The following is an 11,333-nucleotide window of genomic DNA, read 5'->3' as shown; positions in this document are numbered from 1 at the left end:
GGCCGTCCTGCTGGACGCCGACCATGTCGGTGCCGCCGGCATATTGGGCATCGATACGCTGCGCGGCCACCGCGTAATCTTTGATTTTGCGAACGACAGCATATCGATCGGCCAGCCGGGACGCGCCAGTGCCGACAAGGAGTATGAAATCATCGTGCGGGCCAAGCGCAAGCAGGACCGCATGGTCATTTCGAATGCGCGGATCGACGGGGTGAAGGTCAGCCTTATCATCGACACCGGCAGCAATTACTCGATCGGGAACACTGTGCTGCGCGACCGCCTGCAGGCAGACGCGACACTTGGCTATGCGGGGATCATGGACGTAACCGGCACGCAGTCGAACAGCGATGTCGTGATGGTGGACATGATGCAGATCGATTCGCTTCGCCTCGCCAAATCGGTCCTGCTCATTCAGGATTCGCCTGCTTTTGCCGAGCTGGGTCTGGACGACAAGCCCGCGGTCTTGCTGGGCATGAACCATCTTCGCGCCTTTGCGCGCATGTCGGTCGATTTCACGCGGCGCGAGGTGGCGTTCGATCTGGCCGAATAGAGCTTTAGCTGGCGATTCGCGCGCCGCTCCCTAGATAGGGACCGATGCCGCCCGATACTGCCCGACCCGACCAGCTGGCCCGCCAGGCCGACTGGCGCACGCTCAAGCGATTTTTGCCCTATCTCTGGCCAAGGCATCACCGCGCCCTTCGCGTGCGGATCGTCGCTGCCATGGCCATGGTGCTGGCGGCCAAGGCGACCACGCTGCTGCTGCCCTTTGCCTATAAGCGCGCCATCGACCAGATGACGACGCCCGCGAACGAGGCGGCGATGGTCGCCCTCGCCTTCGTGCTGGCCTATGCGCTGGGTCGGTTCGCGTCGGTTGCCTTCAACAATATCCGCAATATCGCGTTCGAACGTGTCGGTCAGGACGCAACCCGAACGCTGGCGCAGGACGTGTTCGCGCGCCTGCACCGCCTGTCGCTGCGCTTTCACCTGTCGCGCCGCACGGGCGAGGTGACCAAGACCATCGAACGCGGAACCAAGAGCATCGATACCATGCTCTATTTCCTGCTGTTCAACATTGCCCCTACGGTGATCGAGCTGATCGCGGTCGGCGTGATATTCTATGTGAATTTCGGCTGGACGCTGGTGATCGCCACGGGCCTTGCCGTCATTGCCTATATATTGGCGACGCGCTGGATCACCGAATGGCGCACCAAGCTGCGCATGCAAATGAACGCCCTCGACGGGCAGGCGCTCAGCCGCGCTGTCGATTCGCTGCTCAATTATGAAACCGTCAAATATTTCGGCGCCGAACAACGCGAGGAGGAGCGCTATGGCCGCTCGGCCCGCGCCTATGCGGATGCCGCGGTGAAGAGCGAGAACTCGCTGGGCCTGCTGAATATCGTGCAAGGCTTCATCACCAATGCACTGATGGCAGGCGCGATGGGCTATACCGTCTGGGGCTGGAGCAAGGGGCAGCTGACCACCGGCGATCTGGTGCTGGTCAACACCTATTTGACCCAACTTTTCCGGCCGCTCGATTTGCTGGGCATGGTCTATCGCACGGTGCGTCAGGGCCTGATCGACATGGCCGAGATGTTCGCACTGGTCGATACGCCGGTCGAGGTGGCCGATGCTCCGAACGCCCCTGCCCTGATCATGCGCCAGCCGACCGTGCGGTTCGATCAGGTCCGTTTCGGCTATGATCCCGACCGGGAGATCCTGAAAAGCCTGTCCTTTCGGATCGAAGCCGGCGAGCGGGTCGCCATCGTCGGCCCGTCAGGCGCTGGCAAGTCGACCATCGGGCGATTGCTGTTCCGCTTTTACGACCCGACGGGGGGCCGCGTGCTGATCTCAGGCAAGGATCTGACCACGGTGACACAGGATTCGCTGCGCGCGCAGATCGGTATCGTTCCGCAGGACAGCGTGCTGTTCAACGACACGATCGGATACAACATCGCCTATGGCAAGGAAGGCGCAACCCGCAGCGAGATCGAGGCCGCCGCGCGCGGGGCCGCCATTGCCGATTTCATCGAAAGCCTACCCGACGGTTACGAGACCGAAGTGGGAGAGCGCGGACTGAAACTGTCGGGCGGAGAGAAGCAGCGCGTGGCGATCGCGCGCACCTTGCTGAAAAACCCGCCGATCATATTGTTCGACGAAGCGACCAGCGCGCTCGACACGCGGACCGAGCAGGACATCATGCAAACGATCCGCGCCGTTGCCGCCGATCGCACGACGCTGACCATTGCGCATCGCCTGTCGACCGTGGTCGATGCCGATCGCATATTGGTGCTCGATCACGGCAGGCTGGTCGAAAGCGGCAGCCATGGCGAATTGCTCGCGCATGGCGGGCTCTATGCCGAAATGTGGCAAAGGCAGGCCAGCGAAACCGGCGATCAGCCCGAAACCGTCTAGTCACCCGCCCGGATAGCGGTCGAAGCGCGGCAATTCATGCGCCGTCGCTTCCCATGGCAGCGCTTCGGCCATCTGTATATGCGCCGAGGGCGGGTGATCGCCTGCATCGTCCAGCGTGGCCGACTGGATATCGACCAGACCGGGCAGCACACCCTCGTTATAATAGTACAGGCCTGTGCCGCAGTTGGGGCAAAACTGCCTTTCCACCCCTTCGGACGAGGCATAGCTCCTCACCTCTCCGTCAAAGCGCAAGCCTTCGGCAGGGAAGCATATCCACGACACGCCCGCCACGCCCGCGCTGCGCCGGCAATCGCTGCAATGGCAGATCGCGTGATGCGCGACCTCTCCCGAAATCTCATAGCGGACAGCCCCGCAATGACAGCCACCTTTCAGCATCGTCGATTCTCCCCGAATTCCGCATTGGAACATATAGCGAACACGGTGTGCCGGCAAGCCTTGCCTTGTCATTCCGCCGCCTATCCTGCACATGCGGCGCGAACCGGCGGGACGAAACCCGTCCATCGACAAGCATAGATGTCAGGCAGGATCCGACCATGATCGATACAGCCACGCTGCGGCGCGACTGGCTCTCCAACCCGCGCGGCGATATTCTGGCGGGCATCGTCGTCGCACTCGCGTTGATACCCGAGGCGATCGGTTTTTCGATCATCGCGGGCGTCGATCCGCGCGTCGGCCTCTATGCCTCGGTCGCCATCGCCATCGTGATTTCCTTTACCGGCGGACGCCCCGGCATGATCTCGGCCGCGACAGCCGCCGTTGCGGTGGTCGTGGTGCCTCTGGTGCGCGACCACGGGGTCGAATATCTGTTCGCCGCGACGATCCTGATGGGCATATTTCAGGGGATCGCCGCGTTGCTGCGCCTCGACCTGCTGATGCAGTTCGTCTCGCGCTCGGTCATTACCGGTTTCGTCAATGCGCTGGCGATCCTGATCTTCATGGCGCAGCTTCCCGAACTGACCAACGTGACATGGGTCACCTATGCGATGGTCGCAGGCGGTCTCGCGATTATCTATCTGTTCCCCAAAATCACCACCGCCGTCCCCTCGCCGCTGGTGGCGATCATCGTGCTGAGCGTCCTGTCGATCGCGCTGCACGCGCCGGTCAACACGGTGGCCGACATGGGCGAACTGCCCGAAGGCCTGCCCTATTTCATGCTGCCCGACGTGCCGCTGACATGGGAAACACTGACGATCATCACGCCCTATGCGCTGACGATGGCAGCGGTCGGCCTGCTGGAATCGATGCTGACGGCGCAGATCGTCGACGATATGACCCACACCGATTCCAACAAGCAGCGCGAATGCGCGGGCCAGGGCAGCGCGAATATCGTGGCGGCCCTGCTGGGCGGGATGGGCGGCTGTGCGATGATCGGGCAGTCGGTGATCAATGTCACTTCGGGCGGGCGCGGCAGGCTGTCGACCTTTACCGCGGGCGCGGTGCTCCTTCTTCTGCTGGCGGTGCTGGGCCCGTGGGTCGGGCAAGTGCCGATGCCCGCGCTGGTGGCCGTGATGATCATGGTGTCGATCGGCACGTTCAGCTGGAATTCGATCCCCAACCTGCGCCGCCATCCGTGGCAGTCCAGCGTCGTGATGCTGGCGACCGTCGTCGTCGTCGTGGCCACGCATAATCTGGCACTGGGCGTGCTGGTCGGCGTGGTGCTGTCGGGCATCTTCTTCGCGCAAAAGGTGATGGGGATGTTCGGCGTGGTCCGTACGCGCGATGCCGATACGGCGACCTATACGGTCACGGGCCAGATCTTTTTTGCCAGCGTCGACCGGTTTCAGGCGGCGCTTGGACCCGAAAGCGAACAGCCCGATCCGGCGGGCCATGTGGTGATCGATGTTTCGGCGGCCCATTTCTGGGACATCTCGGCCGTGGGCGCGCTGGACAAGGTGGTGGAACGCATGCGCCGCAATGGCCGGTCGGTGCAGGTCATCGGCCTCAATACGGCCAGCGCCGATCTGGTCGACAAATATGCGCTGACCGACAAGACGGGCGTAGAGATCGGCCTTGCCCCCCACCCCTGATCTTGCAGCCCGCATAAAAAAGGCGCCGTTCCGAACCGAACGGCGCCTTTTTTCGTATCAGTCGGAATAGCCCGGCCAGACCACTGCCTGCGCGACGATCACCTGCTCTCCGTTAAAGGTCAGCGCTGGCGATCCGTGCAGCTTCCACCCTTCGTCCAGGGCCTTGGACACGCGCTCGCAAAACGCATGATCGTCGGGGCCGGTCAGGCAGCGATAGGGAAGTCGGCCATCGGGGGGCGAAGTCTCAGCCATGGATCGGGTCCTTACAGGATGTATTTCGAAAGATCGCTGTCACCCGCCAGCTCCCCCAGCCGGTCCTTTACATAGGCGCGGTCGACGGTGACGGTAGTGCCGGTGCGTTCCTCGGCGTCGAAGCTGACTTCTTCCAGCAGCTTTTCCATCACGGTCTGCAAACGGCGCGCGCCGATATTCTCGACACTCTCGTTCACTTGCGCCGCAGTAGAAGCGATTTCCGCGATGGCGTCGGGCGTGAAGTCCAGCGTCACTTCCTCGGTCGCGATCAGGGCGCGATACTGGTCGACCAGATTGGCGCGCGTCTCGGACAGGATGCGGACGAAATCCTCTTCGGTCAGCGCGCGCAATTCGACGCGGATCGGCAGGCGGCCCTGCAATTCGGGCAGCATGTCGCTGGGTTTCGACACATGGAACGCGCCCGACGCGATGAAGAGGATATGGTCGGTCTTCATCGGCCCGTACTTGGTGGCGACGGTCGTCCCTTCGATCAGCGGCAGCAGGTCGCGCTGAACACCCTCGCGGCTGACGGTGCCCCCGCGCTGGTCGGACACGGCGATCTTGTCGATTTCGTCCAGAAACACGATGCCATTCGCCTCGGCATTGGCCAGCGCGACGCGGGCGACATCGTCCTGGTCCATGCGCTTTTCCGATTCCTCATCGACCAGCTTGTCCCATGCCTGCGCCACGGTCAGCTTGCGGCGCTTCATGCGGTTCTGGCCCAGCGCCTTGCCCATCATGTCCGACAGGTTGATCATGCCGATATTGCCGCCCATGCCGGGCAGTTCCATGTTCATGTTCGGCTGGTCCTCGACCTCGATCTCGACTTCCTTGTCGTTCATCGTATCGTCGACGACGCGTAGGCGGAAACTTTCGCGCGTGGCCTCGCTGGCGTTTTCGCCGACCAAAGCGTCCAGCAAGCGCTTCATCGCCGCCTCGCTCGCCGCTTCGCGCACGGCTTCGCGGCGGCGGTCCTTTTCAAGGCGGATCGCTTCCTCGGCCAGATCGCGGGCGATCTGTTCGACATCGCGTCCGACATAGCCGACCTCGGTAAACTTGGTCGCCTCCACCTTGACGAAGGGCGCATCGGCCAGCTTTGCCAGACGGCGGCTGATCTCGGTCTTGCCGCAGCCCGTGGGGCCGATCATCAGGATATTCTTGGGCGTCACCTCGTCGCGCAATTCGGGGGCAAGGCGCTGGCGCCGCCAACGGTTGCGAAGCGCCACGGCCACCGCGCGCTTGGCGTCTTTCTGCCCGACGATATGTTCGTCCAGAGCGGCCACGATGGCCTTGGGGGTCAGGTTTTTCATAAGGGGCTCGTCAATCAGGCGGTGACGGTTTCGACCGTCACATTGTCATTGGTAAAGACGCAGATATCGGCGGCGACCTTCATCGCCTTGCGCGCGATCTTCTCGGCGTCATCCTCGTAATCGGCCAGCGCCTTCGCGGCGGAAAGGGCATAATTGCCGCCCGAACCGATGGCCGCGATCCCGCCTTCGGGTTCCAGCACATCGCCATTGCCGGTGATGACCAGCAGCACATCCTTGTCCGCCACGATCATCAATGCTTCCAGATTGCGCAGATATTTGTCGGTCCGCCAGTCCTTGGCCAGTTCGACCGCGGCGCGCATCAGCTGTCCGCGATATTGCTCCAGCTTGCGCTCCAGCCGTTCGAACAGGGTAAAGGCATCGGCAGTCGCTCCGGCGAAACCGGCAATGACCTTGCCCTTTTCGGGCCCGCCCTCGCCCAGACGCCGGACCTTGCGCGCATTGGGCTTCATCACGGTATTGCCCATCGAAACCTGGCCATCGCCCGCAATCACGGTGCGGTCGCCGCGTTTGACGCCGATGATGGTGGTGCCGTGCCACGGGGTCAGCCCGTGGGCGCTGTTATGATGTGAAAATCCGTCCATGCGGGGCGATATGGGGCCGCGCGAAACGGGTTCAATAGAGGCCGGTTCGATAGAGGCGGGCGATCAGCTGCCGTTCGGCCCCGGACCCGAAGGCCCGCTGGCACCCGCGCCGCCAACCGTACCGATATTGCCGAACAGATCCTGCAGGAAGCTGCGGTCGCGGCCCATCGTCTCGGTCTCGTCACCGTCGGGGCTGATCTTGCGCACGTCTTCCATGCCGGTCTGCGACACGCTGGTCACCGTACCGCTGGCATCGAACGCCACCTTCAGCACCTTGTGCTCTTCGGTCTGCGGAACGCCGAAAACGCGCTGTTCGGTGGTGGAGGACACATAGTAATAGACCGGATCGCCATACTGGCTGGCAAAGCTGGGGTGGCCCAGTGTTCCCTCTACCGACTGTTTGTTGTCGATGCCGGGCTGGATCGCGCCGGTCAGGGCGGGATCGAACAGATAGCCGCGATGGTCGCGGATCGAAGTGCATCCGCCGGTCGCCAGCGCCGCTGCCGATACGGCCGCCAGAACGGCCATTTTGGAAAACTGGAACTGGCGCGTGGACTGCATGATCCGCCTTATCTGTCTTGGTCTTACACGGCAGGCTTCCGCTTCCCGTGCGTTCTTACTATATGCTGCGTGGCAAGCCTTTAGAGCCTGACCCGCAGCCACACAAGTTCGCGCACAGCTTATCACCGCATAGCGCCGCGCGAACAGGGCTGGCAAAGCCGTTGGGGGCCTGCCTTTTGCCGATTTAATCCCCGATGAACGGCGCGCGCGTATTTGGTATCAGCCCCGCGCCCGTATCAGGAGCCTGTCCTTTGAAATCCCTGCTTTCCCGCCTGTTCAAACCCGCAGAGCCCAGCGGCATCCCCGCCTTGTGGCATCAGATCGTCGCCATCGCGCGGGAGCCGGAATGGTATCGGGACGCAGGTGTCGCCGACACGATCGAAGGCCGTTTCGACATGGTCAGCGCCGTGACCGCGCTGGCGATGGCGCGGCTGCAGGATTCGGGCAAACCGCAATATGGCGTGCAACTGACCGAATTGTTCATCACCGATATGGATGGCCAGCTGCGCGAGGAAGGCGTGGGCGATCTGATGGTCGGCAAGCATATCGGCAAGCTTGTCTCGGCGCTTGGCGGCCGCATTTTCGCCTATCGCGAGGGGTTGGACAGCGACGATCCGGCCCTGCTGCAACAGGCGGTGGACCGCAATGTCACCCTGCTGGACGGCGCTTCGCCCGCACCCGTGGCCGAACGCATGCGCGCGCTGTGGGCCGATCTTCGGGCAACGCCGATGGACGATCTGATCGAAGGGCGGGTCGCACGATGAGCGGGGCCGCTTCCGAACTCACCCGCTGGATCGCGGTGCGCCAGTGCGAGGGGCGCACGATCGAAGTCATCGCCAGCGATGCCGAACGCGCCGCGTTGGCCGAACGTTTCGCGCTGGTCTCGGTCGACCGGCTCGCCGCCACGCTCACCCTGTCGCGCGACGGCGAAAAGGTAAGCGCCGAGGGCACATTGAAGGCCGCCATCGTGCAAAGCTGCGCCGTTTCGGGTGAGGATCTGCCTGCCGAAATCGACGAAAAGCTTGTCTTTCTGTTCGTCCCCGCGAAAGGCGACTTCAATTCGGACGAGGAAGTCGAGCTGGACGAAAGCGATCTCGACGAGATCCCCTATGAAGGCGACCGTTTCGATCTGGGCGAGGCCGTGGCCCAAAGCCTCGCCCTCGCCATCGATCCATTTGCCACCGGCCCCGATGCGGACCGCGTGCGCAGGGAAGTCGGGCTGGACGAACCCGAAAAGGAGAACCCCTTCGCCAAGCTAAAGGGGCTCGACCTTAACTAGAGCCGTTCGAGCGCGACGGCCGTCGCTTCGCCGCCGCCAATGCAAATCGCCGCGATCCCGCGCTTGAGGTCGCGCGTTTCCAGCGCGCCCAGCAGCGTCGTCATGATACGCGCGCCCGAAGCGCCGATCGGATGGCCCAGCGCACAGGCCCCGCCATTCACGTTCAGCCTTTCGCGGTCGATGCCCAGTTCCTTTTCCGCGATCAGCGCGACCACGGCAAAGGCCTCGTTCACTTCGAACAGATCGACATCGTCCATGGTCCAGCCGATCCGCTCCATCAGATTGCGCGTGGCATAAACAGGGGCGCTGGTGAACTTGCCGGGTTCGTGTGCAAAGGCGGCATGGCCGACCACTTTGGCAACCGGCTTCATGCCCAGCTTTTCCGCCGTGCTGGCGCGGCACATCACAAGCGCGGCCGCACCGTCCGAAATCGACGAGCTGTTGGCCGCCGTGACCGTGCCATCGGGCACGAAAGCGGGGCGCAGGGTCGGGATCTTTTCGACATTGGCCTTGCCCGGCTGCTCGTCCTGCGTGACCGTTTCCACACCCTTGCGGGTCTTCACCTCGACCGGGGTAATCTCGCGGTCGAAAGCGCCGGTTTCCTGCGCCTTCTTGGCCAGCGTCAGCGACCGGATCGCATATTCGTCCTGCGCCTCGCGCGTGAACTGATATTCCTGCGCCGCGCGATCGGCGAACACACCCATCAGCGTGCCTTGCTCATAGGCGTCCTCCAGCCCGTCGAGGAACATCGAATCCTTGACGACATCATGGCCAAGGCGCGCACCGCCGCGATGTTTTGGCAGCAGATAGGGCGCGCCCGTCATGCTCTCCATCCCGCCCGCGACGACGACATCGGCACTGCCGCCCGCAATCGCGTCATAGGCCATCATCGCTGCCTGCATGCCCGAACCGCACATCTTGTTGACCGTGGTAGAGGGCACATGCTGCCCCAGCCCCGCATGGATCGCCGCCTGACGCGCAGGCGCCTGTCCCAGACCTGCCGGCAGCACGCAGCCCATAATCACCTGATCGACGACACTGCCCTCGATCCCCGCCCGCTCGATCGCGGCCCTGACGGCCGTCGCGCCAAGGTCGGTGGATTTCACATCGGCAAACGCACCCTGCAAACCGCCCATCGGCGTGCGGGCATAGGATGCAATCACGATCGGATCGGTCATGGCATTTTCCTTTTGATTACTCTTGAGAATATAACTTACGTATTGGTATGTCTTGTGACGAAGCGATTATCAGGAGGACGCTTGGCCCAGAACCCCTCGCCTTTCAGGAATGCCGAACAGCGCAGCCGCGACCGGCAGGCCAAGAAACTGGCGCTGATGGAAGCGGCGGTGCGCATGTTCAACACGCGCGGCTTTCACGCGACCTCGCTTGACGATGTGGCCGGATCGCTGGGCGTGACGAAGCCGACCGTCTATCACTACCTTGGCAACAAGGAGAGCGTGCTGGTGGAATGCCTGCGCTTCGGGCTGAAACAATTGCTGGATGCGGCAACCGCCGCCCGCGCCGAAAAGGGCATTGCGGCGGACCGGCTGCGCAGTTTTCTGATCGTCTATGCGCAAGTGAATATGAGCGATTTCGGACGCTGCGTCATCCGCACGCCGGACGAGGCGTTGAGCGAGGAAAGCCGCGAGGTTCTGCGCGGACTGAAGCGCCAGATCCACAATGAAATGCGCAGCCTGATCGCGGAAGGGACCGCCGATGGCTCGATCGCCTGCGACGATCCCAACCTGCTCGCCTTTACCATTGCCGGCGCGCTGAACTGGCCCGCCCGCTGGTACGAAGAAGGCCACGGCCATTCGCCAGAGGAAACCGCGCGCCGACTGGTCGACAATCTCGCCGCGGGCTTCCTGCCCCGCCCCTAAGGGCCCCGATGGCACGTGGGCTTTCACCTCACAACTTGCTCGTAAGCTCGGGCACGGCCTTGTAGAGATCGGCGACGAGGCCGATGTCTGCGACCTGGAAGATGGGTGCGTCTTCGTCCTTGTTGATGGCGATGATGGTCTTGGAATCCTTCATGCCGGCAAGGTGCTGGATGGCGCCGCTGATGCCGATGGCGATATAGACTTCGGGGGCGACGATCTTGCCCGTCTGCCCGACCTGATAATCGTTGGGGACATAGCCCGCGTCCACCGCAGCGCGCGATGCGCCGACGCCCGCGCCGAGCTTGTCGGCAAGCGGCATGATCGTGGCCTCGAACGTCTCGGCATCCTTCAGCGCGCGGCCGCCCGATACGATGATCTTCGCGCTGGTCAGTTCGGGACGCTCGGACTTGGCCAGTTCGGCAGAAACGAAGCTGGACTTGCCCGCATCGCCGGTGGAGGCGACGGCTTCGATCGCGGCGTTGCCGCCGGTGGGTTCCGCCTTGTCGAAGGCGGTGCCGCGCACGGTGATGACCAGCTTTGCGTCAGTGCTCTCGACGGTGGCAATGGCGTTGCCCGCATAGATCGGGCGGGTGAAGCTATTCTCGCTCTCGACCGACACGATATCGCTGATCTGCATCACATCGAGCAGGGCCGCGACGCGCGGCGCGATGTTCTTGCCGGTGGTGGTGGCGGGGAACAGCACCGCGTCATGGGTTTCCATCAGCCCTTGGATCAGCGGCGCGACATTCTCGGCCAGCTGGTGTTCATAGGCAGCATCGTCAGCGACATGGACCTTGCCCACGCCTGCGATCTTGGCGGCGGCTTCGGCAACAGCGCCGCAGGCAGCGCCCGCGACCAGCAGGTGCACTTCGCCCAGCTTCGAGGCCGCGGTCACCGTGGCCAGCGTCGCATCGCCCAGATGGCTATTGTCGTGATCGACATAAACAAGCGTCTTCATCTTACGATTCCTTTGTGGCTTCGCCTTCGCA

Annotated in this window: 13 protein-coding genes (1 of these 13 running past the window's edge); 6 read left to right on the top strand and 7 right to left on the bottom strand. The window is 63.1% G+C overall.

Annotated features, from left to right (window positions below; all coding sequences use genetic code 11):
* On the top strand, positions 1-550 hold the 3' portion of the coding sequence (locus tag LOZ74_RS04745) for a retroviral-like aspartic protease family protein (protein WP_230293122.1). The gene continues 407 nt to the left of window position 1, outside the view; the window shows 550 of its 957 coding nt (coding positions 408-957); the start codon falls outside the window, past its left edge; its stop codon occupies positions 548-550.
* 44 nt (positions 551-594) lie between these two features.
* A complete protein-coding gene (locus LOZ74_RS04740) occupies positions 595-2,412 on the top strand; it encodes an ABC transporter ATP-binding protein/permease (protein WP_230293121.1) in 1,818 nt (605 codons plus the stop codon).
* Here the strand turns inward: LOZ74_RS04740 and LOZ74_RS04735 are convergent, their stop codons facing one another.
* Positions 2,413-2,808: a GFA family protein gene (locus LOZ74_RS04735; protein ID WP_230293120.1), complete on the bottom strand. Its 396-nt coding sequence runs from the start codon at positions 2,806-2,808 to the stop codon at positions 2,413-2,415.
* A gap of 158 nt (positions 2,809-2,966) precedes the next feature.
* Here LOZ74_RS04735 and LOZ74_RS04730 point away from each other — a divergent pair, with 158 nt between their 5' ends.
* Positions 2,967-4,460, top strand: a complete 1,494-nt coding sequence (locus LOZ74_RS04730; RefSeq protein WP_230293119.1) for a SulP family inorganic anion transporter — start codon at positions 2,967-2,969, stop codon at positions 4,458-4,460.
* A 57-nt stretch (positions 4,461-4,517) separates the two neighbouring features.
* Here LOZ74_RS04730 and LOZ74_RS04725 read toward each other — a convergent pair whose 3' ends face one another.
* The 4 genes from LOZ74_RS04725 to LOZ74_RS04710 form a co-directional block, all read right to left on the bottom strand.
* Positions 4,518-4,712 carry a DUF1737 domain-containing protein gene (locus tag LOZ74_RS04725; RefSeq protein ID WP_230281634.1) on the bottom strand — a complete coding sequence of 65 codons (195 nt, stop codon included), beginning with the start codon at positions 4,710-4,712 and terminating at the stop codon, positions 4,518-4,520.
* A gap of 11 nt (positions 4,713-4,723) precedes the next feature.
* Positions 4,724-6,022, bottom strand: a complete 1,299-nt coding sequence (gene hslU / locus LOZ74_RS04720; protein ID WP_230281635.1) for an ATP-dependent protease ATPase subunit HslU — start codon at positions 6,020-6,022, stop codon at positions 4,724-4,726.
* A gap of 14 nt (positions 6,023-6,036) precedes the next feature.
* The gene (hslV, locus tag LOZ74_RS04715) at positions 6,037-6,624 is read right to left on the bottom strand and encodes an ATP-dependent protease subunit HslV (RefSeq protein WP_304505968.1); all 588 of its coding nucleotides are present in this window, start codon (positions 6,622-6,624) and stop codon (positions 6,037-6,039) included.
* Between the two features lie 63 nt (positions 6,625-6,687).
* Positions 6,688-7,185 carry an outer membrane protein assembly factor BamE gene (locus tag LOZ74_RS04710; RefSeq protein ID WP_230281637.1) on the bottom strand — a complete coding sequence of 166 codons (498 nt, stop codon included), beginning with the start codon at positions 7,183-7,185 and terminating at the stop codon, positions 6,688-6,690.
* Between the two features lie 251 nt (positions 7,186-7,436).
* On the opposite strand from LOZ74_RS04710, the gene LOZ74_RS04705 reads away from it, so the two are divergent.
* Together LOZ74_RS04705 and LOZ74_RS04700 are read left to right on the top strand one after the other, a co-directional pair.
* Positions 7,437-7,949 (top strand): ubiquinol-cytochrome C chaperone family protein, encoded by a 513-nt coding sequence (locus tag LOZ74_RS04705; protein WP_230293118.1) that lies wholly within the window; start codon positions 7,437-7,439, stop codon positions 7,947-7,949.
* Positions 7,946-8,464 carry a DUF177 domain-containing protein gene (locus LOZ74_RS04700; RefSeq protein ID WP_230293117.1) on the top strand — a complete coding sequence of 173 codons (519 nt, stop codon included), beginning with the start codon at positions 7,946-7,948 and terminating at the stop codon, positions 8,462-8,464. Before LOZ74_RS04705 ends, LOZ74_RS04700 begins: the two co-directional genes overlap by 4 nt.
* Here the strand turns inward: LOZ74_RS04700 and LOZ74_RS04695 are convergent.
* On the bottom strand, positions 8,461-9,642 hold the full coding sequence (locus LOZ74_RS04695) for an acetyl-CoA C-acyltransferase (protein WP_230293116.1): 1,182 nt from the start codon (positions 9,640-9,642) through the stop codon (positions 8,461-8,463). The genes LOZ74_RS04700 and LOZ74_RS04695 overlap by 4 nt on opposite strands.
* 81 nt (positions 9,643-9,723) lie before the next feature.
* Here LOZ74_RS04695 and LOZ74_RS04690 point away from each other — a divergent pair, with 81 nt between their 5' ends.
* Positions 9,724-10,344 (top strand): TetR/AcrR family transcriptional regulator, encoded by a 621-nt coding sequence (locus LOZ74_RS04690; RefSeq protein WP_230293115.1) that lies wholly within the window; start codon positions 9,724-9,726, stop codon positions 10,342-10,344.
* Positions 10,345-10,372: 28 nt separating this feature from the next.
* Here the strand turns inward: LOZ74_RS04690 and LOZ74_RS04685 are convergent, their stop codons facing one another.
* Positions 10,373-11,302 (bottom strand): electron transfer flavoprotein subunit alpha/FixB family protein, encoded by a 930-nt coding sequence (locus tag LOZ74_RS04685; RefSeq protein WP_230293114.1) that lies wholly within the window; start codon positions 11,300-11,302, stop codon positions 10,373-10,375.
* Positions 11,303-11,333 lie beyond the last annotated feature (31 nt).

Source organism: Croceicoccus sp. Ery5, from assembly GCF_020985325.1.
Taxonomy (GTDB): Bacteria; Pseudomonadota; Alphaproteobacteria; order Sphingomonadales; family Sphingomonadaceae; genus Croceicoccus.
This window is presented reverse-complemented; position numbering and strand designations above follow the sequence as displayed.